Genomic DNA, 26782 nt, shown 5'->3' on the forward strand with positions numbered 1-26782 from the left:
TTGAGCGGTGAGTTTTTCGCCTTTCTGATCTTTTCGCTGATGGCCATCGGCGGGGCGGTGTTCATGATCAGTTTCACCCGGGTGGTGCACATGGCTCTGGCGATGGCGTTCACCTTTCTGAGCCTGGCCGGGATGTACGTTCTGCTGAACGCGGAATTTGTGGCCGTCGTGCAGGTGCTGATCTATACCGGTGCGGTTACCATCCTGATGTTGTTCGGGATCATGCTGACGCGCCACCGGGATGAGGAGCGCGAAGACGGGCGCCGCTGGCACCGCTTGCTGAGCTTTGTCGGCGTGACGGCCTTCGGATTGATACTGCTTTTGACCATCTGGCGGCTGCCGTTTCCGGAAAGCGAAGCGGATCCCGCCTCCTACACCGTTCAACGCCTGGGGGAGATCGTGTTCCGCCATTACGTCATCCCCTTTGAGCTGACGTCGGTTCTTCTCCTGGTGGCCCTGGTGGGAGCGGTCATCCTGGCGAAAAGGGAGGGTCAGTCCTGATGCCTGCCACCTCGTATCTGGCACTGGCGGCCATTCTCTTTTGCATCGGCCTGTATGGAGTCCTCACCAAGCGAAATGCGGTGATCGTCCTCTTTTCCATCGAGCTGATGCTGAATGCGGCCAACCTGAATCTGGTGGCCTTCTCCAAGTTCGGCCTGCATGCGGATATTTCGGGTCAGATATTCTCCCTCTTTTCCATCACGGTGGCCGCGGCGGAAGCGGCGGTGGGAATCGCCATCCTGATCGCCCTCTACCGCCGGCGCCAAACGGTGGATGTGGACCGGTTCGACACGATGAGGGGTTGAGGGCCCGTTCCCTCGGGGCAGCATTTGTGAAGGGCCGTGCAATCGGGATGCCTTTTTTCGATCACATGCCGATGCGGACAGTATCGATGGGAAGCATTTTTCTGACCACACTGGCAACCTCACAGTTGAAGGACGGATGATCCATGAATTCAATCGTCTGGATGATTCTCCTCTTTCCCTTGATTGCCTTTGTGTTGCTGATCGCCTTCGGACGCAGGTGGAAGGAATCGGTGTCGGTCTTCACCGGGTCGCTTGCCGCGTTTCTTTCCCTGGTTCTGTCCCTCTGGGTGCTGGCGGATCAATGGGGAGGAGGAGCGGAGCGGCTCGCGGTGTTTCCCTGGCTTGCGCTCGGGGACACGACGATCTCCATGGGGATGGAAATCACCCGGCTGAACGCGCTGATGCTGTTCATCGTCAGCCTGGTCAGCTTCCTGGTCCAGGTCTATTCCGCCGGGTACATGCGCGGTGATTCGAGGTTCGGCGTCTTTTACGCCTATCTGTCCCTGTTCACCTTCTCCATGTTGGGACTGGTGATCGCCCCCAACCTGCTCCAGCTCTATATTTTCTGGGAGCTGGTCGGGATGTGCTCCTTCCTGCTGATCGGATTCTGGTACTGGAAGCCGGAAGCGAAGGCGGCCGCCAAAAAGGCCTTCATCGTCACCCGGATCGGGGACATCGGTCTGTTTATCGCCATCGCCCTGATCTTCTGGCAGGTGGGCAGCTTCGACTTCCGGGAGATCTTCGCCGCCGTGGAGGCGGGGAAGGTGGCCCCGGCGATGGTGACGCTGGTCGCCCTGCTCATCTTTGTCGGAGCCGTGGGTAAATCGGGGCAGTTTCCGCTGCACACCTGGCTTCCCGACGCGATGGAGGGGCCGACTCCGGTCAGCGCCCTGATCCACGCGGCGACGATGGTGGCGGCCGGGGTATACCTGGTGGCCCGCTCTTTCCCCCTGTTTGCCGCATCGGAGGCGGCACTGGATGCGGTGGCTTATGTCGGGGCCTTTACCGCCCTCTTTGCCGCCACGATCGCCCTGGTGCAGAACGACATCAAACGGGTGCTGGCCTACTCCACGGTGAGCCAGCTGGGTTACATGATGCTGGCTCTCGGTTCGGCGGGATACGTGGCCGGGGTGTTCCACCTGTTTACCCACGCCTTTTTCAAGGCCCTGCTCTTCCTTGCCGCTGGGGCGGTGATCATTGCTCTGCATCACGAGCAGGACATCCGGCGCATGGGCGGTTTGTGGAAGCGGCACCCCGCCGTCGGCTGGCTCTTTCTGATCGGCTGTCTGGCCATCGCCGGAGTTCCTCCCCTTTCCGGCTTCTTCTCCAAGGATGAGATTCTGCTCGCCGCCTACTCGGACGGCCGGTTCGGGGTCTTTCTGCTGGGAGTGCTGACCGCCTTTTTCACCGCCTTCTACATGTTCCGCCTCTTTTTCAAGGTGTTTTTCGGGACATACCGGGGAGAGGGCGAGGTCGGCTCCGTCCCCGGCGTGATGGTTTGGCCCATGGCGGTCCTCGCGGCCCTGTCGGTTCTGGCGGGCTTCGTTCAATTCCCTTCCCACGCCCTGGGAGATTGGCTGGCGGAAGGGGCGGGGCTGCCTGCCGACGGGGGAGGTTCGCCGGTTTGGGTTCCGGTGCTTGCGACGGTCGTTTCCCTGGCCGGGATCGGCTTGGCCTGGTTGATCTACGGCAAAGGGTCGCTGTCGGCCGAAGCCTTTTCCCGACCGGTCCCCTGGCTTTACAGGACGTTGTACCGAAAATATTACGTGGACGAAGCGTACGAGTGGGTCTTTGTCGGATCCCTCAGGGGCCTCGGCCGTTTCCTCGGCGGCTTTGACCGCTGGGTGGTGGACGGCCTGGCCGGGTTGACTGCCCGGATTGCGCAGCTTCTCGGCCGGATCGGGGCCCGAATGCAGAACGGTCAGGTGCAAACCTACGCCCTGATCAGCCTGATCGGTTTGGTGCTTCTGTTGATCGGCCTGACGGCGGGGAGGTGGATCGGATCATGAATCTGTTGATGAACCAGTTGCCCACCCTTCTCACCTTCTCCCCCCTGCTGGGAGTGGTCGTGCTCTTGGCCGTGCCGGGGAAACAACTCCGGTGGGTTCGGGCGGCGGGCATGTTGGCCACGTTGCCCCCGCTGCTTTTGGCGCTCCTGATGTACGCCCGGTTTGATCCGGGGGCCAAGGGGGTGCAATTCGCCCAGTCGGTTCCCTGGTTTTCGATCCCGGCCGGGATGGAATCCCTGGAGTTCTTCTACAGCATGGGGGCCGACGGTTTGTCGATGCCCCTGGCGGTGATGACGGCGGTGATCGCCTCTCTGGCCGCCGTGGCTTCGATGTATATCCGGAAGAGGGTGAAAATGTATTTCATCCTTTTCCTCCTGCTGGAGATGGGAATGCTGGGCGTGTTCCTGGCGCAAAACCTTCTGCTTTTCTTCCTGTTTTTCGAAATCACCCTGGTGACCACCTTCATCCTGGTCGGCTTCTGGGGATACGTGCACCGGGAGCGGGCCGCCAACTGGTTCCTTTTGTATAACGGACTGGGGTCGGCGGTGATGCTCCTGGCCTTCATCGGCCTGCTGATCCTGTTTCGGACCCCCGAATTTTCCAAGATGCAGGAACTGTCGGCGATGCTGCCCGTGCAGGATGGCGCTGTCGGCCGGATCCAGTGGATGATTTTCGCGGGAATCGTCATCGCCTTCGGCATCAAATTGCCCCTCTTTCCCTTCCATTCCTGGATGGTTCGGGTTCACACCGAAGCGGCTCCGTCGGTGGTCATGATTCACGCCGGCGTCCTCCTCAAGATGGGGGCGTACGGCCTGATCCGATTCGGAGCGGGACTGTTTCCCGCCCAGGTGAGGGAAGCGGCGGTGCTTCTGGCGGTTCTCGGCCTGGTCAACATCCTGTACGGAGCGGTTCTCGCCTTCGTCCAGCGGGATTTGAAGCGGGTGCTGGCCTACTCCAGCATCAGCCACATGGGGATCGTGCTCCTGGGCATCGCCTCCCTTAACATTGCGGGGCTGACGGGCGCCCTGTTCCAGACGGTTTCCCACGGGTTTATCGCCGCCCTGTTGTTCTTCCTCATTTTCAGCCTGACGGAGAGAACCGGAACCACCCGGATCGACGAACTGGGCGGCATGGCCAAGGCGATGCCGGTGCTTTCCGGCCTCCTTCTCGCCGCGGGGTTGGCCCTGCTCGGGCTGCCGGGCATGTCCGGCTTCATCAGCGAATTCCTGGCGTTCCTCGGGCTGTTTAAGAGCGAGCCCGCCCTGGCGGCGGTGGGGGCGCTGGGCCTGATTCTCGCCGCGGCCTACACGCTGCGGGCCGTCCTGCGGACCACCTTCGGCCCCCTGAGCGGGCACTGGGAAAAGCTGACGGATGTCCGTCCGGCCGAGTCCGCCCCGATGCTGGTGCTGCTGGGCTTGATCATCCTCATCGGCGTCTATCCCGCCGTGTTGGGAGAACCGATGCAGACGACACTGCATGCGATCGTTGCAAGGATGGGAGGGTAGGGGGAGATGGAAAAATCGATCATCCATTACGACTGGACCGTTATGGCCCCCGAACTGATCCTCGTCGCCGCCGCCGCGCTGATGACGCTGATCGACCTGGTCATGAGGGACCGCTGGGATCGGCGCTGGCTGGGAGCATTGGGACTGGCGGCGGTGCTGGCCGCCGGTGCCTTCGTCGTGGCGGGCTTCGGCGGCAAACCCTACGAAATCCTGGGAAACACCTACCGGGTGGACGATTTCGCCTTGACGTTCAAGGCACTCATCCTGGGGGGGACCGCGCTGGTCCTGCTCCTCTCCTTCTCCCACCTCGACCGGGAGGAGGTCCGGGATCAGGGGGAATATTACTATCTGCTCCTTTCCGCGGCCCTCGGCGGGATGATCATGGCCTCCTCCGCCGACCTGATCACGCTGTTTGTCGGGTTGGAGCTCTTGAGCATTTCTTCGTACATCCTGGTGGGTGTGCGCAAAAAACGGACCGATTCGGGAGAGGCGGCCTGGAAATACGTGATCCTGGGAGGCGTTTCCTCCGCCTTCATCCTGTACGGGATGTCCTTTCTATACGGCTTGGCGGGAAGCACGAACCTGTTCGTCGTCCAACAGCGGCTGGGTGAGGCTTATGCCCAGGGTTACGAATCCTTCATCTATCTCTCGCTCCTTTTGATGATCGTCGGATTCGGCTTCAAGGTCGCCTCGGCCCCCTTCCACACGTGGGCGCCGGATGTGTACCAGGGGGCGCCGACGCCGGTGACCGGCTTTTTGGCGATCGTCTCCAAAACGGCGGCCTTCGCCTTTGTTTTCCGCATCCTGATCGTCGCCTATCTGCAGCCCTTCCAGATGGGAATGTGGCTTAAGATCGCCGGTCCCCTCCTGTTGATCCTGGCCGGGGCCTCGATGATTGTCGGCAACGCGGTGGCTCTCCGGCAGACCAACGCCAAGCGGCTGCTGGCCTATTCGAGCATCGCCCATGCGGGGTATTTGCTCGTGCCGCTGGCCGCGTGGGGATTTTCCTTCCTGGAAAGCACCCTGTACTACCTTTTGGCGTACCTGCTCATGACGATTGGCGCCTTCGCCGTGTTGATGATCGTCGAGAAGAATGAAAAGAGCGGGGAGATTGCCGCCTTTGCCGGGCTTTACCAACGGTCCCCCCTGCTTGCGGTGGCGATGACCGTCATCCTTGTCTCCCTGGCGGGGATTCCGGTGACGGCGGGATTCTTCGGCAAATTCTACATCCTGATCAACGCCCTCGCCAGCGAGAAACTGTGGATCGCGCTGATCATGATTGCCACCACCGTCGTCTCCTATTTCTACTACTTCGAGTTTATCCGGCAAATGTATTTCCGTCCTTCGCCCCGCGGGGAGAAATTGGCGATCCCCGGTTTGACGGCGGCGGTTATCCTGGTGGCCGTCGTGGGCACGATCGGTCTGGGGATTTTCCCGCAAAGCGTCCTTCAGTTCCTGGGCGGAATCCAGTGGGACGGCGCCTTTGTCCAGACGGGACCGCCCCAGTGAAGAAAAACCCTGCCCCTTGGCGGGGTTTTTCTTACGGCCCGGTGAGGACAAAATGTTTTGCGTTTTTCACCGCGATCGGGTACGATGGAGTGGAACGCGTCGCCAAAGGGGTGCATATCATGGATGGTGCGGTGAGCCTGGGGCTTGTGGGATTGATCAACATCGTGATGACCCTTGCAGGCATCGGGTTCAGCTGGTGGATCCTGATGAATGTGAGGCTCGACGTGTTCATGAAGCAGCCGAAGGGGCCCCAAGCGAAGGCGTTGATGATCGTGCTGTCCATCGTGCTGGGACACGGTTTGGCCACCTTTGTGTCCGACTATCTGGGCTGGTCCCGCCTCATCAGCCAGCTGTTCTGATCCGCTTCGGAGATCGATCCTGTGTTCGCGTATACCGTCCTTTCCCGTTGCCGAAAATGGATGATGAAAACACGGGGAAGGGATGAACCGTCGATGGATTGGAAGCGGCTTGTCAGCGGAACTCTTTTTTTCTTCATTCTTTTTTTGTCCGTCGGATCGAGTTCCCCGCCGGATGACATGGAGCAGCTGATCGATGCCTTCCGCCGGGCGGGAGGACGGTCGGAAACCGCCGTGCTGCACCACGGAAACCGGACCCGGAACCCTTTGCCGCGGGAGGAAGTTGGCGATCTGGCCCGTCGGCTGAGCCGGGAACTGGGCCTTAAGCCGGCCCGTCGGACCGAGAGCCGGCACGGTCATCGCTGGACCGCAACGGGCAAATGGGGGCGAAACCTCACGGTTCGATTGAACGTTATCAACGATAGGGCCGATTTGCGGAAAAATCGTCCTTATATATCCGTTTCGTTGACCGGCCGCGGGCATCCGGACAGAAAATGGTCCCATCTCCGAAACCGGCTCGAGAAAGTTCTCGCCGCAAACGGCATCAGTCCGCAAATTCAATTTTCCATCCAAGGGAGCGGGCCAATGGCGGGGTCCAATCCGGAGGAGGCGGTTCGCCGGGTGCTCAAGCGGTTGAATGCGCGGGAAATCGAAGGGATGCGGACGGACCGAACCACCAGCATTTCGGCTTTCTCACCGGCCTTGCGAGGCGGGTTGGAGACAAAAGGTGGTACGATGAACGTACAGGTCGCCGCCCGGATGGACCGCAGTGGCAAGCGAATGATCCTGACCCTGGGCACACCCATTATCACCATTGAATATTAGACAACGCGGAGGGAAGGCATTTGGAAAAAATCGTTGTTCGCGGTGGCAAGCGATTGAAAGGCAGGGTGAAGGTGCACGGCGCGAAAAACGCCGTCCTGCCGATCATCGCTGCATCCATCCTGGCCTCGCGCGGGGAGCATCTGATTGAAGAGATCCCGCTGCTGGAAGACGTAAAGACGATCACCGAGTTGCTGAGAAGCCTGGGGGTGTCCGCGGAGCTGAGAGAGGACAGTGTCCGAATCTGCGCGGAAAAGGTGGCCCACACCGAAGCCCCCTACGAACTGGTCCGGAAAATGCGCGCCTCCTTCCTCGTGATGGGGCCGCTTTTGGCCCGAAAGAAACACGCCCGCATTCCCCTGCCCGGGGGATGCGCCATCGGGAGCCGGCCCATCGATCAGCACCTCAAGGGGTTGGAGGCGATGGGCGCCGTCTTTGAGGTGGACAAAGGGATCATTGAAGGACGGGTTCCCGACCGGTTAAGGGGCGCCCGCATCTATCTGGATGTGGCCAGCGTCGGAGCGACGGAAAACATCATGATGGCCGCCACCCTGGCGAAGGGAAGAACGGTGATTGAAAACGCGGCCCGCGAACCCGAGATCGTCGATTTGGCCAATTTCCTCAACGCGATGGGAGCCAAGGTGCGCGGGGCCGGGACCGGAACCATCCGGATCGAGGGCGTCGACTTTCTCCGGGGCACCACATACACGGTGATTCCCGACCGGATCGAAGCGGGAACCTACATGGTGGCCGCTGCGATCACCCGCGGCGAGGTCTTTGTCGAGGGAGCCATCAGCGATCATCTGGGGCCGGTGATCGCCAAGATGCGCGAGATGGGCATCCACGTGCTGGAAGGGGAAAACGGCGTTCACGTGCGGGCGGAAGGCGATCTCCGCCCGGTGGATGTCAAAACCCTTCCGTACCCCGGTTTTCCCACGGACATGCAGGCCCAATTCATGGCTTTGCTCACCACCGTCAAGGGAACCAGCGTCGTCACCGAAACCGTTTTTGAAAACCGGTTCATGCATGTGGAAGAATTGAAGCGGATGGGGGCCCAGATCAAAATCGACGCCCGGACCGCCATCATCGATGGAGGCCATCCCTTGTCCGGAGCCCAGGTGAAAGCGACCGACCTGCGTTCGGGGGCCGCCCTCGTCCTGGCGGGGCTGGCCGCCGAAGGGGAGACGGAAGTCACCGAGCTGCATCACATTGATCGGGGTTATGTCCAGTTGGTGGAAAAATTGAAGGCCTTGGGGGCCGATATCGAGCGCCTGCCGGTGGATACCGAAAAATCCATGACGGAGCCCTCATACGCGTAATCTTTTTGGCGGAGCCGCAACTCGTTCGGGTTGCGGCCTCCGTTTTTTTTTGCGGATCTTCCCGGCCTTGCCGTTCTAAAGGAGCATGTCCTCTCATACACTGAAAGGGAAGGTTGTCCCAGTTCGATGACGCCGAAGGGACGGGGCGGATGGTTGAAGGCGGCTTTGCGGATCATCAAAGGACTGGAGGGCGTTTTCCTTGCGCAAAGGATTGTGGCTGTTCGTTCCGGTTTTCTTTTTCCTCCTGGTGATGCTTGCCCTTCCGGCGCTGTTGGTCAGTTATCCTTCGGCCTCCCCGCGGAATCTCCCGTCGCTCCGGGAAATTCCGCGGGAGAAAGATGAACCGGTCGTCCGGGTGTTTTTGACCGGGGAAAAGCGGGTGATTTCCGTTCCCCTGGAACGATACGTGCGGGGGGTTGTGGCCGCCGAGATGCCCGCCGATTTTCACCTGGAAGCGCTTAAGGCCCAGGCCCTCGCCGCGCGGACCTACATCGTGGACCGGTTGAGGAGCGGCGACTTTTCCGACATGGAAACCTTCGGAGAAAAGGCCCGGGGAGCCCACGTGTCCGATTCCGTCCTGCACCAGGCGTATCGCACCGATGAACAGCTGAAAAAAACCTGGGGAGAACGCTACGCCGCCTATTCCTCCCGGATCAACCGGGCGGTGCTCGACACCCGCGGAAAGATCCTTTTGTACGAAGGGGAACCGATTTACGCGGCCTTTTTTTCCACCAGCAACGGACACACGGAGAATTCGGAGGATGTCTTTTCCAAATCGTTTCCCTATCTCCGAAGCGTTCCCTCTCCCTGGGACAAGGACTCCCCCCGGTTTCTCAACGAAAAGACGCTGACCCTGGACGAATTCATCCAAAAAATGGAGAAGAAGACGGGGAAACGGATCGCCGTCGCGGCTTCCTCCGGGGAAAACTGGATCCGTGTCCTGGAGCGCACCTCCGGACGGCGGATCAAGACCCTTCGGATCGGGGACCAAACCTTTACGGGGCGGCAGGTGCGGGAAGCCCTCGGCCTTTCCTCCACCGATTTCACCTGGACGATTGATCGCGGGCGGATCCGGTTTCAAACCAAGGGATACGGGCACGGCGTCGGCATGAGCCAATGGGGGGCCAATTTGCTCGCCCATCAGGGAAGAAGCGCCGAGGAAATCGTGCGGCACTATTACCGGGGGGTGGACATCGGATCTTTGGACGCCGTGTTGAGTCAAGCTTCGAAGAACAACCGGAAACCGGGAGGAGGGGGCCAGTGATTGGCCCCTTTTTTTTTTTGCCAGAGCGAAAACCGCCAAAGGTGCCCGTGTCCCGAGCGGTTTCCGGAACATGTTCGCAGTCGGTTTCTGGTTACGCAAATTTTCCGGTACGGGGAAAACCGAACAACCACCGGCGGCAACATACCCATTTCGGGAGGAAGCCGTCTCTGATCGGCGGGGAAAATCCCGGGAAGAGGGAACTCATAACCAGAGGAATTCCCATGGGGCTGCAGATGATTTTTTCCACCGCCAGCGTTCTCGTTTTGATCAGCCTGATCAACGCGTTCGGTTCGGAAACGGCTGCTGCGTTTGGCGCAGTGAATCAAATCATATCTTACATTCAAATGCCCGGCATTGCGGCGCGCGACATCCATCGCGGCACAAAATATAGGGGCCGGAAATTGGCAGCGCGTTCATCGCTCTGCGGCCGTCGGGTTCGGGTTCAACTTGTTATTTACAGGCGTTTTAGTCACGTTATGCATGTTTTTCCAGACGGAGATTTTGTCTCTTTTTCTTCCGGATGCCCATCGTTCCCTTGAAATCGCCGAACACATCGTTTCCACAACCTTTTGATCGTATATCCTGTTGAGCGGAACGTTTGTCCTTACCGGAACGGTGCGTGCCGCAGGATCCGTTGCCGTTCCATTGCTGATCACTGTCTTCACGTTGTGGGAATTCAAATCCCCTTCGCCTATTACTGGGGAGGTCAATATGGTTTGGATAAGCTGTGGTGGAGCTTTCCTGTCGCTTTTATCCTTTCAATCGTTCTCCATTCCATTTACTATTTGTCCGGCAGATGGATCAATCCTACCAATGGGAAATGATTTCCGGGACAAGTAGCTTCAGGGACTGCACGCTTTGCCGACAGCCCTTCGCCCGGGACGGAAGGCGGCGGATGAGGGCGGGGAAGGAAACAGAGAGAAAACATAGATTCATTGGAAGGGGATGATGTCCCCATTTTTTTTGTTGTGAAGTTTCGTCTCGATCCCGGTGTTGCGGCCTGTTGCGCCGGATGAAGGCATATCCGGCCCTTCTATGTCCGTCCGTCTGCAACATCAACGGGAGCGCGTTGGCTGAAGGCGGCCGCCCTTTCATTCTTCCACATTGTCCGAAACTGACGGGGATGTCGGCGGCCGATGGGGGAAGGCGCTCAAAAATACTAAAAATTTGTCACCTCAGGTATAAAAAGGTTTTGCCCTGTCCAAAATGTTTCCTGAGGTGATAGCCAAATGAAACCCGAGCAACCGAACAACAACGTGAAACCGATTCACAAGATGAAGTGGCGACTCCGATGGAAGCGCCTGTTTTCGAAAAAATGGGCTTTCCCGGCAATCTATCTCGCAGCGGCTGCACTCATCCTAAGCCTGGTATGGTGGTACTCAACCAGCCAGGAACCCGGTCAAAAACCGACAACCGGGTTGGAGGAAGTTCTGAAGCAGGAGCCGGTGGAAAACGTCAACGCGCCACAGGAGATGATTCTCCCCTTTGCTGAGAATGCTCAGGCAAAAGCGAAAATGGGATTCTACAACGATGCCGGATCCGATCAGTCCAAGGAGACTTCCCTGGTGAAATACGAGAACACCTACTGGCCCCATTCCGGAGTGGACTTTGCCAGGGAGGACGGCAAGAGCTTCGATGTGGTCGCGGCTCTGGACGGAAAAGTGATCCGGGTCGAAGAGAATCCCATCGTCGGCCATCTGGTGGAGATTCAGCATGACAACGGCTTGGTCACCGTTTACCAGAGCTTGTCCGACGTGAAAGTGAAAGAGGGAGAAACCGTTTCCCAGGGCGCTTTGATCGCCCGGGCCGGTGAGAACAGTTTCGAGAAGGATGCCGGCGTGCATCTTCACTTCGAAGTTCGCAAGGATGGGCAGCCGCTCAACCCTGAACAGTATCTGAATTGACGATTTCGGAAGACCGCCCCGGCCCGGGGCGGTCTTCTTCGCCGGGAAGCCCGCGGAAAAGATCCGGGGGCTGACTCCAAAAATCCGCCGTTTTTGGCTTGTCACTGCTTGTAACATGCGAATAACCGCCGAGACGGCTCATATAATGTACCAAACGTTCCGAGGAGGGAGGCGAGGGGGAGTGCATGATTACATCAGGGAGCGGACGATTAAGATCGGTCGCTATTTCGTCGAGACACAGCACACGGTCCGCGCCATCGCCAAGGAATTCGGCGTTTCCAAAAGCACGGTCCACAAGGATCTGACGGAACGCCTGCCGGAAATCAATCCCGAACTTGCCAATAAAGTGAAGGAGATATTGGAATATCATAAATCGATTCGCCATCTCAGAGGCGGTGAGGCAACCCGCATCAAATACAAGCGACAGCGTCCGAAAGCGGAAGAGAAGAAACGGGAAACCACCACCACGATCTGAGGGAAGGGAAAAGGTCACGGGATTCATCAATTCCTTCGGCAATCAAGGAAATACATATCCGAAAAGGAATCACGGAATCCAAGGGCTTGAAACGTCGGGGCAGACGATTCGTGAAGCCGCTTTGTGGAAATTGCCGCCAACCCCCTTTCCACCCCCTTTCAACAGGAGTGGACTTGGGAAACCAATTGCGTTATATTCTCTATAGATACGGTGTCGCAGGTGGAAACTGACACCCGGCGCCGATCCGCCCCGTTTATTGGGTGGACGGGCTGTCCGGCAGGGACCGCCGGCACGAACCCTTTGATGGAGAGGATAACATGGTGGATCGTGATCATCGCATTCCATCCGACGCCGTGGTTCAGGAAAGTTCTCACACCGCAGGCGGCAAAGTGAGCGAGGACGGCGGCACCACGACGGTGATGTGGAAAAAAAATACATCCATGGATGGTTTAAGAGATTCTGGGGGGGAGGATCAACCCGCCCCCTCCTTAAACAAATCGGTTGCGGCGCAACAAGGGGATGATAAGGCGGGGGATCGGAACCATTCCTCACCGCCTCTGAAAACGAAAAAGGAAACCTCGGAGCCTCCCCCTCGTTTGCCCGTCGGAAAGATGAAATGGAGTCAAGCGGAGGAACGGGCCCCGGATTCCGGCGGAAAGCCCCGGGCGGACGGGGAATCCCGGTTGGAAACCAAGGGCTTTCCGGAAGCGGGGAAGGCGGATCGGAAATCCATTCCCGACAATCGGACGGCATCTCCGGGGAGGGAAGGAAAAAAGGGGGATTCCGGGAAGGAATCTTCGGAATCGCCCCGGAAAAAGAAAATTCCCGTCGGCGTGCTCAAATGGCGCAAGGATGAGGAAACGGACGAGGTCAAAAAGGAAAATTCAACCGGAAAAGGGAAAGTGTTTCGCTTGCCCGATTTCGGCAAGGATGAAGAGGAACCGGGCGAAGAGCCATCAAGCGCCCAGCGCCGTTTGAAGAAGGCGGTAAAGGTGTTGTGGATTCCCACGCTGCTGTTTGGTTCGCTCCTGATCGGTCTGATGATCGGATATGCAGGCTTGGGAGGGCAATCGCCCCTGGAAGTGTTCGACCCCGATCTGTGGAGACATATCTATCAGATGGTGTACGGATGAGGAGAACCCGCCATGCCGGAAGAGCGGCAGAGCGGGGTCTTTCGCGTTTTTTGATGTTTCCGTTCGGCATTTAGGGTATAATACATAGGGAATCCGTGAGGAGGGACCCCGCGTGAACCTGCCCAACACACTCACTCTGCTCCGATTTTTTTTCATTCCGCTGTATCTCTTTCTCTATTTTTCGGAGATCCCGGGAAGGATTTACTGGGCATTCGGGGTACTGCTCCTGGCCGGTTTGACCGATGTGATTGACGGATATCTGGCGCGGCGCAACAAACAGGTGACCCAGCTGGGGATCATGCTGGATCCGTTGGCGGACAAATTGATGATGCTGGCGGTTTTTCTCTCTCTGCTGATCTCCCAGCGCATCAGCCTGTGGGCGGCCTTGGCCATTTTCGCCCGTGACCTGGGAATGATTTTCGGTTCGGCCTTTTTTCACTTTCGGGGGAAAAAGACGGTTCCCGCCAATCTGTTGGGCAAGCTGACCACGTTCCTGTTTTATGTGGCCCTGTTCCTCCTCTTTTTCGACTATCCCAATGCCGAAAACTTCTTGTGGTTCGTCATCGCTCTCTCCTTCGTCACCTTCTTCATCTATCTCTTCCAGTTCAAAATGCTGAATCAGCGGACCATGTGACGGAGAACAAGGGTGCCGGCAAGAGGCCGGCACCCTTTATCTTAAATCCCGCCCGATGGGGCGGGCTGATATTAGTTTAAAGGAAATGGGTGAAAATCATACGCGAATTCCCTGAATAGAAATTTCCCGGGTCTTTCGCTATAATGGGGGCAGCAAAAGGAATGAGAAAGGGGCAACGTCATGGAGCTGGACATCAAGGGGATTCAGGAGATCATTCCGCACCGCTATCCCTTTCTGCTCGTGGACCGGATTGTCGAGTGGGAAGCAGGAAAGCGCGCGGTGGGCATTAAAAATGTAACCGTCAATGAACCGTTTTTTCAAGGCCATTTTCCCGAATATCCGGTCATGCCCGGCGTGCTGATCGTGGAGGCGCTGGCCCAGGTGGGGGCGGTGGCAGTGCTGGGGATGGAGGAAAACCGCGGGAAGCTGGCTTTTTTTGCCGGTATTGACAAATTTCGTTTCCGCGGACAGGTGCGCCCGGGGGATGTCCTCCGTCTGGAAGTGGAACTTCTCCGTCTGAAAGGATCGGTGGGGAAAGGAAAGGGCGTCGCCCGGGTCGGCGATCGCGTCGTCGCGGAAGGGGAGCTGATGTTTGCCGTCGGTCAGGGATGATCCGGCTTTGGAGGGACAAATTGGCTTTATTTGGAGGGAACCTTTCTCCTTTCGAAGAAGAAAAATTTATGTCGGTCGAGCAGCGGTTCGGGGAAGGTGGTTCGCCGATATTTTTTTCGTTTATCCGTCTTTTCGGCAAAGGTATGTTTAAAGTAGGAGGGTTCCCGATTTGAAAGTGGTTACCGTTGTCGGTGCTCGTCCCCAGTTTATCAAGGCGGCGCCGGTGCACCGCGTTCTCCGGCGAAGGGCGGAGGAAATCATCGTGCATACGGGTCAGCACTATGACCCGCGTTTGTCGAAGGTGTTTTTCGAGGAGCTGAACATTCCCCAACCGGATTACCATCTGGGCGTCGGCTCCAAAAGCCACGGCGCCCAGACCGGGGAGATGCTCCAGAAGGTGGAGGAAGTGCTGGAGAAGGTGCGTCCCGATCTTCTACTCGTGTACGGGGATACCAACTCCACGTTGGCCGGGGCCCTGGCCGCGGCCAAGATGCACATTCCGATCGCCCACGTGGAGGCGGGGCTTCGCAGCTTCAACCGGCGGATGCCGGAGGAGATCAACCGGGTGCTGACCGATCATCTGTCCCGATGGCTGTTCTGCCCGTGTCCCGATGGCTGTTCTGCCCGACGCGGACGGCGGTCCAAAATCTTGAGCGGGAAGGGATTTCGAAGGGCGTGCACTTGACGGGGGACGTCATGCTGGATGCGGTTTTGTACAACCGAAAACTGGCGGAGGAGCGGTCCCGCATCCTGGAACAGCTGGATCTCAAGCCGCGGGAATTCCTGCTGATCACCCTGCACCGGGCGGAAAACACCGACGATCCCCGGCGGATGAGATCCATCGTTGCCGCCCTCAACGAATTGTCCGTTCCCGCGGTCTTCCCCATGCACCCGCGGACGAGGAACCGGCTGAAGCAGATGGAACTCTCCCTGTCCAATCCCCTGGTTCAAGTGATCGAACCGGTGGGATATCTGGACATGCTCCGGCTGGAGGCCAACGCCAAAAAAATTCTGACGGACTCCGGAGGCGTCCAAAAGGAAGCTTTTTTTCTTCAGGTGCCGGTGATCACCATGCGCGATGAAACCGAATGGGTCGAGACGGTGGAGCAAGGCGCCAACCGCTTGACGGGGGCGGACAAGACAGCCATTCTGGAAGCCGTGGAACGGTTCGAGGTGGATTTCACCCGGATTTCTTCCGTTTTCGGGGATGGCCGGGCGGCTGAACGGATCGTCGATCACCTCATGCGCGATTCAGAGCTCTGATCGGTTGCTTGAGAGCCAAGGCGTGAGGCGAGGTGAAAAAATCAGCGATGAGTTTAAAAGTGCTTGTCATATCCCACATGTATCCCAATCCGGCCAATCCCATGTCCGGGATATTTGTGCATAATCAGGTGAAAGCCCTCAGGCAGGCCGGAGTGGAGTGTCGGGTGCTTTCCCCCGTTCCCCGTTTTCCCCTGTATCCCAAATGGCGGGTTTATCGCCGGTTTCCCTCCCAGACGGTGATGGACGGGATTCCGATCCATTATCTGCCGACATGGATGTTTCCCGGAGGGATGTTTTTTTCTTCGTACGGCCGGCTGTATTATATGTCCCTGCTTTCGGTTCTGCCGTCGATTCGGAAACGGTTTCCCTTCGACCTGATTCATTGTCATACCATTTATCCGGACGGATATGCCGGCGGAATGTTGAAGGCGAAGTTTTCCGTTCCCGTGGTGAGCACGATCCACGGATCGGACATCCTCCTGTATCCCCGCCGGAGCCGGGGCGTCTTCCGCAATACGGAGCGGGCGCTTCGGATGAACGACCACATCATCGCGGTGAGCAATCTCTTGATGAAAGAGGCCCAGCAGGTGGTGGCCGGGGTGGATGTGTCCACCATATACAACGGTTTCGATCCCAGCCGTTTTTATCCCATGGATTCCAAGGCGGCGCGGAAGAAGCTCGATCTGTCGCTGGAGGAGAAGGTGGCGCTGTTCGTCGGCAATCTGAATCCCGTCAAAGGGCTTCAAGTGCTCCTGAAGGCGTTTTGCCGGGTGGTGGAGCAGGTGCCCAGAGCCCGCCTGGTGCTGGTGGGAGACGGGCCGCTCCGCTCGGCGCTGAAGCGGCAGGTGCGGGAGTGCAATCTGGAGGAGAAGGTGACCTTCGCCGGCCGCCGGCCTCACGATGAAATTCCCCTCTGGATCAACAGCAGCGATGTGGTGGTCCTGCCCAGCCTGAGCGAGGGATTCGGCGGAATCGTGCTGGAAGCCATGGGGTGCGGGAAACCGGTGGTGACGACCGATGTCGCGGGAGCAGCGGAGATCGTGCAACACCGCAAGACCGGCTATCTGGTGAAGCCGGAGGATTCCGAGGGCCTGGCCCAGTACATGACCATTTTGCTGAAGGACGAGGGCGGGTTGATCGGCGACATGGGCGAGCGGGCCTATGCCGCCTCCGGCAACTACACCTGGAAGCAGAACGCCTCCCAGGTCATCGAACTGTACTGCCGATTGTTAAGGCGATGATAAGTTTGCGTGGGATTTTGTTGAAGGGGATACAAAAAAGAGACCATTTATGTTACATTGGAGGGTGAGGTTTGTAATCTTTCTGTAACATAAAAGTAACACGAGATCATCATCCACGGCTGAAAGAAGGGGTCCGGGTGGTACGATACGGGATTGTGGGATGCGGCCACATCGCCAAAAAACATGTGGACGCCATCGTCGCAACCGAAGGGGCGGAATTGGCGGCCGTCTGCGACACGGATCCGGCTCGGATCGCTCCCTTTGTCAAAGAGGGCATCCGGGGCTACACCGATTTGGAACAAATGTTGAAAGACGGCGCGGTGGACGTGGTGTCGATCTGCACTCCCAGCGGTCTGCACGCGGAATTGGCCGTCCGGGCGGCGAAGGCCGGAAAACACGTGGTGGTCGAAAAGCCGATGGCCATGAATCTGGACGAGGCGGACCGCATGATCGCCGCCTGTGAAAAAAACGGCGTGTTGATGACGGTGGTTCACCCCAACCGCTTTCGCCCTGCGGTGATGGAACTTAAGCGCCGGATGGAGGAAGGGGCCTTCGGGACCATCGGCCACGCCAATGCCACCGTTCGCTGGAACCGGAACCAGGCCTACTATGACCAGGCGCCCTGGCGCGGGACCCGGGCCATGGACGGCGGCGTCCTGATGAACCAGGCCATTCACAATCTGGATCTGCTCCTGTGGCTCCTGGGCGAGGTGGAAGAGGTCGCCTCCTATCAGGCGACCCGGATTCGCCGGATCGAGGCGGAGGACACTTCCGTGTCGGTGCTTCGCTTCAAAAGCGGAGCCCTGGGGGTGATCGAGGCGGCGGTCACGGTCTACCCCCGGAACTTGGAGGAGTCCCTCGCCATTTTTGGCGAGAAGGGAACGGCGGTGATCGGAGGCCCGACGGCCAACTGGATCAAAACCTGGCGGTTTGCCGACTTGACGGAGGAGGAATCCCGGGCAACCATTGCCCGCGTGGAAAAGGATCCGTACGGAGTGCCCGGTCACCGGTGCATCATCGAGGACATGACCGAAGCGGTCCGGACCGGCAGGAGGCCGAAAATCACCGGGGAGGACGGACGGCGCGCCCTGGAGCTGGCGGTCGCCTGCAATCGGGCGGCGGCTTTCGGCCGGCCGGTGCGGCTTGATTCGCTCAGATAACCAATCCCAAAAAGGCGGGTGGCAACCACCGATGAATATCCCCTTGATGGATCTGAAGGCCCAATACCGGTCGATCCGTGAAGAGGTGCTGAAGGCCGTGGAGGGGGTGTTGGAGGGCGGCCGGTATATCCTCGGTCCGGAGGTGAAAGCTCTGGAGGAGGAGGTGGCCGCCCTTTGCGGTGCGGCCCACGGAGTGGGCGTCGCCAACGGAACCGACGCCCTGGTCCTGACGCTGGATGCCCTCGGGATCGGGCCCGGCGACGAGGTGATCACGACGCCCTTCACCTTTTTCGCGACGGCGGAGTCGATTTCCCGGGTGGGAGCCACGCCGGTTTTTGTCGACATTGATCCCGGCACCTTCAACCTGGACGTTTCAAAGATCAAGGAGGGGATCACCCCCCGAACCAAGGCGATCCTGCCGGTTCACATCTTCGGTCAGCCCGCCGATATGGACGAAGTGACGGCGATCGCCCGGGAGCACGGTCTGTGGGTCATCGAGGACGCCTGCCAGGCGATCGGGGCGGAGTACCGGGGAAGGAAAGTGGGTTCCCTGGGGCATGCCGCCTGTTTCTCCTTTTTTCCCACCAAAAACCTGGGCGGGTACGGCGACGGCGGCATGGTCGTCACCGACGACGAATCCCTGGCCCGGAAGCTGCGCAGCCTCCGGGTGCACGGCCGCACGCCGGAGTCGAAGTATGTGAACACCAGGATCGGGTACAACAGCCGGCTCGATGAGCTGCAGGCCGCCGTCCTGCGCGTCAAGCTGCGCCGTCTGGAAAAGTGGAACGAAGCCCGCCGGCGAAAAGCCCGCCTCTACAGCGAACTGCTGCGGGACGTGCCGGTTGAACCCCCCGTGGAAGCGGCGGACCGCACCCACATCTACCACCTTTATGTCATCCAGACCGAGGAGCGGGACGCCCTGCTCGCTCACCTGAAGCGGCACGGCATCGCATCCGGCGTCTACTACCCGATTCCCCTCCACCTGCAAGAGGTGTACCGCTCCTTGGGGTACGGGGAAGGAAGCCTGCCCCGGGCGGAGACGGCGGCGAAACGGACCTTGGCCCTGCCCCTCTATCCGGAGATGCCGGAAGAAGCGGTCCGCCGTGTGGCGGAAGTCGTGCGCCGGTTCTTTGAGGGGGGCTGACGGGCGGAAACGGCTTTCGGGGAAGAACCGTTTTATACGGAGAGCGGACCGGATGAGAGGCCCAAAGAGCGTGGCGGACGATTTCGTGGACAAAGGGATGAGGCGACATGAGCACCGAGGAGTTGCTCAGGAAAATCGAAGAGAAGACCGCGCTGATCGGGGTGGTCGGCCTCGGCTACGTGGGGCTTCCCTTGGCGGTGGAAAAGGCCAAGGCGGGGTATCCGGTCATCGGGTTCGACATCCAAAAGAAGCGGGTCGACATGGTGAATCAAGGCATCAATTACATCGGGGATGTGGTGGATGAGGACCTGAAGGAGCTGGTGCAGCAGGGGCGGCTGCGGGCGACCACCGATTATTCCCACATCCGGGAAGTGGATGCGGTCGCCATTTGCGTTCCCACCCCCTTGGACAAGTACCAGCAGCCCAACATCTCCTATGTGAAGGGGTCGGCCCGCGAAATCGCCAAATACCTCCATCCGGGGATGCTGGTGGTTCTCGAAAGCACGACCTATCCGGGAACGACCGAGGAGGTGGTCCGGCCGATCCTGGAGGAGACCGGCCTCAAGGTGGGGCGGGATTTCCACCTCGCCTATTCACCGGAGCGAGTGGATCCCGGCAACAAGGTGTACAACACGAAAAACACGCCCAAGGTGGTGGGGGGTGTCACGCCGGCCTGCACCCGGGTGGCGGCCATGCTGTACCGTCAGGTGCTGGAGGGGGAAGTGTTTGAGGTTTCCAGCCCGGCGGTGGCGGAAATGGAGAAGATTCTGGAGAACACCTTCCGCAACATCAACATCGCCCTGGCGAACGAGATGGCCATCCTGTGCCACAAGATGGGGATCGACATCTGGGAAGTGATTGAGGCGGCCAAGACCAAGCCCTACGGGTTCATGGCCTTTTATCCCGGACCGGGGCTGGGGGGTCACTGCATTCCCATCGATCCCTTCTACCTCACCTGGAAGGCGCGGGAATACAGATACCACACCCGCCTGATCGAGCTGGCGGGGGAGATCAACAATTACATGCCGGAGTTCGTCGTCGAGCGGTTGGTGAAAATCCTCAACCGCCACAAGAAGCCGCTTAACGGTTCCCGGGTGCTCCTGCTCGGAGTCGCCTACAAGAGGGACATCGATGACATGCGGGAATCGCCGGTGCTGGAGATCATCCGGCTTCTCGAGGAGTACGGGGCGAGCGTGAGGGTGTGCGATCCGCACATCCCTTCCTTCCGCGTCGGGGACCGAAAATACCATTGTGAACCGCTCACCCCGGAGCTGCTCGATTGGGCCGACGCGACGGTGATCACCACGGATCACAGCGCGTTCGATTACCGGATGATCGCCGACTGCGCCCGGGTGATCTTCGACACGCGCAACGCGATGAAGGGGATCAGCGACATCCGCGGCGATTACGAGAAACTGTGAGGCGGTTTTCCATGAACGTGATACACGATTCCGTGCGCATGGGAGAAAACGTGAAGCTGGGCCCCTTTGCGGTCATCGAAGAGGGAGCGGTTCTGGGGGACGGGGTGACCGTCGGCCCCCACGTGGTGATCCATGCGGGAACGGTGATCGGATCAAATGTTACCATCTGCGCCGGGGCCGTGCTGGGCCGCTGGCCGAAACCGGCCAAAACCAGCACCGTCAAAGTGGATCCCGATCTGCCGCCCCTTCGGATCGGGGATGGGGTGACGATCGGGGCCGCCGCGGTTCTCTACCGGGGCAGCCGGATCGGACGAAATGTCATGATCGGCGATGCGGCCACCGTCCGGGAAAAATGCACCGTCGGAAACGATGTCGTCATCGGACGGGGGGTGGCCGTGGAGAACCAGGTGGAAATCGGTGATCGGACCAAGATCCAGACCAATGCGTACATCACCGCCTACACGGTTCTGGAGGATCATGTGTTCATCGCGCCGGGAGTGATCACCACCAATGACAATTTCATGGGCCGGACCGAGGAGCGCTTCAAACACATCTCGGGACCGCGGGTGAAGCGGGGGGCCCGTGTCGGGGGAGGAGCCGTTCTCCTTCCGGGAGTGACGGTGGCCGAGGAGAGCTTCATCGCCGCCGGCGCGGTGGTCAACCGGGACACGGAACCGGGCGTGGTGTACGTGGGCGTTCCGGCGCGCCCGCTGCGCAAAGTGCCGGATGGGGAGAAACTGGAGCATCAAGATTAGATAGAAAGGTTTAGGGTGCGGATATGCTGGCCAAACTGAAACAGCTGTTCTCTGATTCTGCCGCCTTCGCCATCGCCCAGATGGGAAACAAGCTGGTGGCCTTTCTGCTGATTCCGGTCTACACGAGCTATCTGGATCCGAGCCAATATGCCGACTGGGGTTTGACCAACACGATCACGATGATCGTCTCCTACCTGTCCATTCTGGGCACGGATGCCGCCCTCGCCTTCTATTATTTCGATGCCAAAGAGAAGCAGGAACGGCGCGCCTATTTCACGGCGGCCACACTGTTTTCCGCGGGGATCTGCACGCTCTTTCTCATCGTCGCCCTGGGGTTCGGTTCTCCCCTCGCCCGGGCGCTGTACGGCCGTCCGACGGGGTATGAATATCTCCTGACGCTGGCCATGCTGGCGACGGTGGCATCCATCGTCATCCAGATGAATCTGGCATACGCCCGCTACAGCCGAAAAGTGTGGACCTTCAACGCGATGAGCATGAGCTATGTCATCGGCTCGGCGCTGTTGAACGTGGTCTTTTTGAAATACACCGATTGGGGAGTCAATGCGATCTTCGTCGGCCAGGTGGTGGCGGGCGCCGCCGTTGCCCTGATTCTGGTCTGGATGTTTCGGAGGGAGTTCACCCGGAGGGTGCGCTGGGATCACCTGAAGCACCTGCTCCGCTACGGGGCTCCGCTCCTGCCGACCCTTCTCGCCTTTTGGATGATGAACATGCTGAACCGGCCGATGATCATCTATTTCGCCTCCCGGGAGGAGGCGGGGCTGTTCGAGGCGGCCTTCCGCTTCGCCAGCGTCATCGCCCTGATCACCGCCGCCTTTCAGCTGGCATGGCGCCCCTTCGCCATGTCGGTCAAGGACCGGGCGGATGCGCCGCGCATCTACAGTCTGGTGGGGAGAGCCTTTATCGTCGTCGCCGCCCTGGCCATCATGGGTCTCAGCTTTGTCATCCAGCCGTTGATGGAACTGGCCACCGGGCAGCCGGAGTTTGCCGAGGCTTACCCTTACGTGTGGATGCTCTCCCTGGCGACGGTGCTCAACACCTTTCACCTGATCGTCGGGGTGGGCCTGCTGATTCACAAGAAAACGCAGGTGATCTCCAAGGTTTTTGTGCTCGCGGCGTTCCTTTACGTGCTGGGCAACATGGTGGCCATCCCCCTCTTCCGCAACTGGGGGGCGTCGGCCATGGCGATGCTCGCATATCTTTTTATCGTGATCCTCATCCACCGTCGCTCCCAGGCCACGTATCCCGTCGACTTCCGCATGGGCTCCATCCTGCTGTTCCTTTTGGTCTATCTGGCCGTGATGGCGGGAATCACTTGGATTCAGGTGGACGGGTGGTCCAATAAGTGGGTCTACTACTTCCTCGGCCTGGCGGTTGTGATTGTCTCCGTCTTTGCGACCGGCATTTTCCGGCTCCAATCCCTCTTCGGGGCCCTTCACCGGTTGCCGGAGCTTTTGAAAGGGAGGTGAAAACCGATGCGTCTTTTCCCCTATTCCGACAAAGGGCATCTTCAAACCCTGTTCGTGATCATGGTGGCCTTCGCCCTGCTGGGGCCCACTTTCGGAATTCCGGTGACGCCCAATTTCAAGCTCACCCTGTTTCGCGTGACCTTTTTTGTGCTCCTGGGACTCCTTCTGTTCCAGTGGGCTTTTCGGCACCGTCCGGAAATCGTGCACATGAGCCGGATCCGGTCCCATGTGGGCTTTTTCGCCTTTTGGCTGGCCTACAGCGCCGTTTCCCTGACCTGGGCCTTGGATCCCGGCCTGGGCGTTCGTTACACGATCTTCCTGTTCATGATGATCACCCTCTGCCTGACCTTTCCCTTTTTCATCCGGTCGGAGGAGTCTCTGTGGAGGATCTTCCGGACGGTGTTCTGGACCTCGTTCGTCATCGTCGCCTACGGGGTTTTTGAATCGGTCACCCGCATCCATCTGCCTTCCTCGAGGTATTGGGGACAGGACGCGGCATCGGTCACCTCCGTTTTCACCAACCAGAACGACCTGGCGACCGCCATCACCCTGCTCCTTCCCTTCCTGGGGCTCGCCCTGTACAGCCTGAGGGGCGGTTTGCGGCAAAAGGGAATGGTTTACCTGGCGATCGTCTTCGCCCTGTACTGCCTGCTGGTGACGGGATCCAGGGGCAACACCTTTTTCGCGCTGCCCTTGATGATCGTCGCCTGGCTCGCGACGCTGCCCTTCACCGTGCCCCGGGAGAAGCTACTAAGCTGGCGCAATTGGCTGAAGGGGGCCGGGGTGGTCATTTCCATCGCGCTGATCGTGGGCTTTATGTACATGGTCCTTTTCGACGGGGCCACGCGAGGCAAACTGGCCACCTCCTTCGGCATCCTTTTGGACATTCAGGGGACCACCTGGAATGTGGATGAATGGAACGGACAGCTGGAGGCGGGCGCCGGCACCCAGGGCTTGAGCATCGTGATCCGCTGGTATCTGCTGATGTACGGGCTGCGCTTTCTGAGGGAGAGCCACTTCATGGGGGTTGGAGCCGGCAATGTGGAGGCCCGCATGGAGGCCTACCGTGAGCTGCTGGATAACAAGGTGAACATCCACAACTGGTGGGCGGAGATTCTGGTCAACTTCGGCGTGATCGTCTTTGCCCTGTATGTGGTTTTTTATGTCCTCCTCCTGTGGCGCCTGTGGAAGCTGGCGCGGCTGAAAACCTCCCCCCAGGTCAGCCCGTTGGTCCGGTGGGGCGCCCATTCCAGCATGCTGGCCCTGATCGGCTACCTGTTCGGAGGAATGGTTCCCAGCACGGCGATTCACTTCACGCCGATGTGGATTGTTTACGGGATCGCCCTGGCTGTCGTGGTGGTGGGTGAACATCAGAAGGCGTGCCGCAATGGAACCGATGGCGGCCCTGCGACTCTTCCCGATCGCTGAAGGGACGGGGCCCCTGAAAGGGGAGTGAAGGATGGTCCGCAAAGTGATGATTTTCAGTTCCGTTCACCGGCACGATGATTCCCGGATCTTTCACAAACAGGCCGTCTCGCTGGCCCGGGCGGGCTATCGGGTGGAACTTCATGCCGTCGCCGACTTTGATCAGCGGATGGAAAACGGGATCTGCATCGTCGGCCTCCCTGCCCACCGGAGCCGTCTGCGGCGGCTGTCGGCCGGGTGGCGGCTGTTTCGGAGGGCGCTCCGGTCCCAGGCGGACGTGTACCACTTTCACGATCCGGAACTGCTCCCCTGGGGGCTCTTGATCAAATGGGTGACCCGCCGGCCCGTGGTGTACGATGCCCATGAGGATTTGCCCAAACAGATCCACACCAAACCGTGGATTCCCTCCCCCTTGCGCGGGATCGTCTCCCGGTGGGTTCATCGGGTGGAAAAGGGAATTGCCCGCCGGCTCTCCGCCGTCGTCGCCGCGACGGAGGCGATCGGCGAACAATTTGCCGGGGCGCCGAAGGTGACGGTGATCAAAAATTATCCGCTTCCGATGCCCGAGATGGATGGGACGGAACGGGAGAAGGCCAATCGGATCCTGTACGTCGGGGGGATCTCCTATCTGCGGGGATATCGGGAGATGATCGCCATGATGGATCACCTTCCCCCCGAGCTGAAAGCGGAGCTTCACCTCATCGGACCGCTCCAGCACATTGATGAGGGGGAGCGGGACCCCGAGCGGCTCAGGAAAAAGGGAATCCACCTTCACGGCGCCGTCCCCTTCCGGGAGGTGCCCGGTTGGCTGTCCAAGGGAAAGGTGGGGCTTGTTTGCCTTCATCCCGTGGAAAATTACCGGGAATCGCTTCCGATCAAGATGTTTGAATACATGGCCGCGGGCATTCCGGTGGTGGCCACCGATTTTCCCTTGTGGCGGAAGATCCTCGAGGAGAATGAATGCGGCGTGACCGTCAATCCCCTCGACCCGGCGGAGATGGCGGAGAAGGTGGCCGCTCTGCTCAGGGACGACCGGCTGCGTCGCCGCCTGGGGGAAAACGGCCGTCGGGCCCATCGGGAGAAATACCATTGGGGGGCGGAGGAAGCCAAACTGCTGGATCTTTACCGGGAATTGACCACGGAACGGGGGAAATCCATGGAAGAAAGACCCTTCAGGATTTGGCTCGCCAACCATTATGCCGTGCCGCCCAACATCGAGGGGATCACCCGTCACTTCGAGCTGGCCAGGGAGTGGGTGGAGAAGGAACATGCGGAAGTGACCCTGTGGTTGTCCCGGTTCCTTCACCCGCGGCGGTCCTTTATCACCGAGAGCGAGATGCGGCAGGTGGAGAGGATTCCGGGCCTTCAGCTGAAATGGCTGTGGTCGTTTCCCCACCGGCGCAACGACGTCCGGCGCATTATCAACATGGTCAGTTTTGCCGCGATGTTTTTCTTCGCCGGTTTGTTCCGGAAAAAGCCCGATGTGCTGGTGGCCTCTTCCCCCCATCTGCTCACGGGATTGGCCGGCTGGCTGCTCGCCCGGCTGAAGGGTTGTCCCTTCGTGCTGGAAGTTCGCGACCTCTGGCCGGATTCCCTCATCCACATGGGAAGGCTGAACAATCCGGCGGTGATCCGGCTGCTCCGCTGGCTGGAGTCCTTTTTGTACCACCGTTCCGACCGGATTGTGGTGCTGACCGAATACCAGCGGAGGTTTATCATCGCCAAGGGCATCGCCTCCGACCGGGTTACGCTGATTCCCAACGGCGTGGTGGTCGGTTCCTGGAAACCCTCCCCCTCCCGGCGGGAGGAAATCCGCCGCAAGTGGGGAATTCCGCAGGATCGCTTCGTGGCCATCTACACCGGCGCCCACGGGCCGGCCAACGCCCTGGACGTGGTCGTTAAGGCCGGGGCGCATCTGGAACCGGGGATCTCCATCGTCCTGATGGGGGACGGGCCGGAGAAGGAAAAGCTGATCCGGCTGAAGGAAGAGATGGGGCTGAGCAATGTCCATCTGATGGATCCGGTTCCCAAGCGGGAAGTGTACGATTACATCCATGCCGCCGACTGCAGCATCATCAGTCTTGCGGACAACGAGATTTTCCGCGGTGCCCGGTCCAACAAGCTTTACGATTACATGTTCGTGGGGCTCCCGATCGTGACAACCGTGGACGGGGAACTCAGGGAAATCATCGAAGGAAACGGCGTCGGGGTGTTTGCCGGCGCGGAGGATCCGGAGGGATTGGCAAAGGCGATCGCCCGGATCCGGAGCTTGACGCCGGATGAGCGGGAGCGGATCGCCCAACGGGGGATGGATTATGTCCAGCGGGAAGGAAACCGGAGAACGCTGGCGCACAGGTATTTTCTTCTGCTGAAGCAGTTGGGGGATCAGGAGCGTTTTGTCGACACGTCGGTCCCGGAACGGCGTTGATGCGGTGGAGAAGGCGGTTGTTGGGGAAGGGCCTTTTCCGGATCCGTGCAGATTTGCACCTTGCACCACTTCCCTACGATCTCAAGCAAGCATCGGATGGATGCGGGGAG

General features: G+C 59.5%; 24 protein-coding genes and 1 pseudogene. All 25 read left to right on the top strand.

Annotated elements, in window-relative coordinates; all coding sequences use genetic code 11:
* The 25 genes and pseudogenes from BM063_RS04535 (at nucleotide 1) to BM063_RS04650 (ending at nucleotide 26672) form a co-directional block, all read left to right on the top strand.
* Nucleotides 1-501 carry an NADH-quinone oxidoreductase subunit J gene (locus BM063_RS04535; protein WP_092036366.1) on the top strand — a complete coding sequence of 167 codons (501 nt, stop codon included), beginning with the start codon at nucleotides 1-3 and terminating at the stop codon, nucleotides 499-501.
* On the top strand, nucleotides 501-806 hold the full coding sequence (gene nuoK / locus BM063_RS04540; RefSeq protein ID WP_092036278.1) for an NADH-quinone oxidoreductase subunit NuoK: 306 nt from the start codon (nucleotides 501-503) through the stop codon (nucleotides 804-806). The genes BM063_RS04535 and nuoK overlap by 1 nt, the downstream gene beginning before the upstream one ends.
* Before the next feature lie 143 nt (nucleotides 807-949).
* A complete protein-coding gene (gene nuoL / locus BM063_RS04545) occupies nucleotides 950-2815 on the top strand; it encodes an NADH-quinone oxidoreductase subunit L (RefSeq protein WP_092036280.1) in 1866 nt (621 codons plus the stop codon).
* Complete coding sequence (locus BM063_RS04550) at nucleotides 2812-4320, top strand: complex I subunit 4 family protein (protein WP_245752024.1); 1509 nt, start codon at nucleotides 2812-2814, stop codon at nucleotides 4318-4320. Before nuoL ends, BM063_RS04550 begins: the two co-directional genes overlap by 4 nt.
* 6 nt (nucleotides 4321-4326) lie before the next feature.
* Nucleotides 4327-5829, top strand: a complete 1503-nt coding sequence (locus tag BM063_RS04555; RefSeq protein WP_092036282.1) for an NADH-quinone oxidoreductase subunit N — start codon at nucleotides 4327-4329, stop codon at nucleotides 5827-5829.
* Nucleotides 5830-5948: 119 nt separating this feature from the next.
* A complete protein-coding gene (locus BM063_RS04560; protein ID WP_177198976.1) occupies nucleotides 5949-6188 on the top strand; it encodes a DUF1146 family protein in 240 nt (79 codons plus the stop codon).
* A 93-nt stretch (nucleotides 6189-6281) separates the two neighbouring features.
* Nucleotides 6282-7010 (top strand): YwmB family TATA-box binding protein, encoded by a 729-nt coding sequence (locus tag BM063_RS04565; RefSeq protein WP_177198977.1) that lies wholly within the window; start codon nucleotides 6282-6284, stop codon nucleotides 7008-7010.
* A 20-nt stretch (nucleotides 7011-7030) separates the two neighbouring features.
* The gene (murA, locus tag BM063_RS04570) at nucleotides 7031-8326 is read left to right on the top strand and encodes a UDP-N-acetylglucosamine 1-carboxyvinyltransferase (protein WP_092036286.1); all 1296 of its coding nucleotides are present in this window, start codon (nucleotides 7031-7033) and stop codon (nucleotides 8324-8326) included.
* Between the two features lie 199 nt (nucleotides 8327-8525).
* Nucleotides 8526-9590: a stage II sporulation protein D gene (gene spoIID / locus BM063_RS04575; protein ID WP_245752028.1), complete on the top strand. Its 1065-nt coding sequence runs from the start codon at nucleotides 8526-8528 to the stop codon at nucleotides 9588-9590.
* 354 nt (nucleotides 9591-9944) lie between these two features.
* A complete protein-coding gene (locus tag BM063_RS18265) occupies nucleotides 9945-10163 on the top strand; it encodes an MATE family efflux transporter (RefSeq protein WP_177198978.1) in 219 nt (72 codons plus the stop codon).
* 656 nt (nucleotides 10164-10819) lie between these two features.
* On the top strand, nucleotides 10820-11494 hold the full coding sequence (locus BM063_RS04585; RefSeq protein WP_245752040.1) for a M23 family metallopeptidase: 675 nt from the start codon (nucleotides 10820-10822) through the stop codon (nucleotides 11492-11494).
* 181 nt (nucleotides 11495-11675) lie between these two features.
* The gene (gene spoIIID / locus BM063_RS04590; RefSeq protein ID WP_092036290.1) at nucleotides 11676-11969 is read left to right on the top strand and encodes a sporulation transcriptional regulator SpoIIID; all 294 of its coding nucleotides are present in this window, start codon (nucleotides 11676-11678) and stop codon (nucleotides 11967-11969) included.
* Nucleotides 11970-12580: 611 nt separating this feature from the next.
* Nucleotides 12581-13102, top strand: a complete 522-nt coding sequence (locus tag BM063_RS17565) for a DNA-directed RNA polymerase subunit beta (RefSeq protein WP_177198979.1) — start codon at nucleotides 12581-12583, stop codon at nucleotides 13100-13102.
* 112 nt (nucleotides 13103-13214) lie between these two features.
* Nucleotides 13215-13736, top strand: coding sequence for a CDP-alcohol phosphatidyltransferase family protein (locus tag BM063_RS04600; protein WP_092036294.1), 522 nt, complete (start codon nucleotides 13215-13217; stop codon nucleotides 13734-13736).
* Between the two features lie 180 nt (nucleotides 13737-13916).
* Complete coding sequence (gene fabZ, locus BM063_RS04605; RefSeq protein WP_092036296.1) at nucleotides 13917-14348, top strand: 3-hydroxyacyl-ACP dehydratase FabZ; 432 nt, start codon at nucleotides 13917-13919, stop codon at nucleotides 14346-14348.
* A 20-nt stretch (nucleotides 14349-14368) separates the two neighbouring features.
* On the top strand, nucleotides 14369-14521 hold the full coding sequence (locus BM063_RS17570; RefSeq protein WP_177198980.1) for a hypothetical protein: 153 nt from the start codon (nucleotides 14369-14371) through the stop codon (nucleotides 14519-14521).
* Nucleotides 14518-15611 (top strand): annotated as a pseudogene (wecB, locus tag BM063_RS04610) (non-hydrolyzing UDP-N-acetylglucosamine 2-epimerase). The gene BM063_RS17570 and the pseudogene wecB overlap by 4 nt, the downstream one beginning before the upstream one ends.
* A 32-nt stretch (nucleotides 15612-15643) precedes the next feature.
* Complete coding sequence (locus tag BM063_RS04615) at nucleotides 15644-16852, top strand: glycosyltransferase family 4 protein (protein ID WP_143085232.1); 1209 nt, start codon at nucleotides 15644-15646, stop codon at nucleotides 16850-16852.
* A gap of 137 nt (nucleotides 16853-16989) precedes the next feature.
* Nucleotides 16990-18012 carry a Gfo/Idh/MocA family protein gene (locus BM063_RS04620; RefSeq protein ID WP_092036300.1) on the top strand — a complete coding sequence of 341 codons (1023 nt, stop codon included), beginning with the start codon at nucleotides 16990-16992 and terminating at the stop codon, nucleotides 18010-18012.
* Between the two features lie 31 nt (nucleotides 18013-18043).
* On the top strand, nucleotides 18044-19156 hold the full coding sequence (locus BM063_RS04625) for a DegT/DnrJ/EryC1/StrS family aminotransferase (protein ID WP_092036302.1): 1113 nt from the start codon (nucleotides 18044-18046) through the stop codon (nucleotides 19154-19156).
* A gap of 107 nt (nucleotides 19157-19263) precedes the next feature.
* On the top strand, nucleotides 19264-20577 hold the full coding sequence (locus tag BM063_RS04630; RefSeq protein WP_092036304.1) for a nucleotide sugar dehydrogenase: 1314 nt from the start codon (nucleotides 19264-19266) through the stop codon (nucleotides 20575-20577).
* An 11-nt stretch (nucleotides 20578-20588) separates the two neighbouring features.
* Complete coding sequence (locus tag BM063_RS04635) at nucleotides 20589-21332, top strand: acyltransferase (protein ID WP_092036379.1); 744 nt, start codon at nucleotides 20589-20591, stop codon at nucleotides 21330-21332.
* Nucleotides 21333-21355: 23 nt separating this feature from the next.
* Nucleotides 21356-22819 carry a lipopolysaccharide biosynthesis protein gene (locus BM063_RS04640; RefSeq protein WP_092036306.1) on the top strand — a complete coding sequence of 488 codons (1464 nt, stop codon included), beginning with the start codon at nucleotides 21356-21358 and terminating at the stop codon, nucleotides 22817-22819.
* 6 nt (nucleotides 22820-22825) lie between these two features.
* Nucleotides 22826-24247, top strand: coding sequence for an O-antigen ligase family protein (locus tag BM063_RS04645; protein ID WP_092036308.1), 1422 nt, complete (start codon nucleotides 22826-22828; stop codon nucleotides 24245-24247).
* A gap of 31 nt (nucleotides 24248-24278) precedes the next feature.
* Nucleotides 24279-26672 carry a glycosyltransferase gene (locus tag BM063_RS04650; RefSeq protein WP_092036310.1) on the top strand — a complete coding sequence of 798 codons (2394 nt, stop codon included), beginning with the start codon at nucleotides 24279-24281 and terminating at the stop codon, nucleotides 26670-26672.
* Nucleotides 26673-26782 lie beyond the last annotated feature (110 nt).

The organism is Planifilum fulgidum, from assembly GCF_900113175.1.
Lineage (GTDB): Bacteria > Bacillota > Bacilli > Thermoactinomycetales > DSM-44946 > Planifilum > Planifilum fulgidum.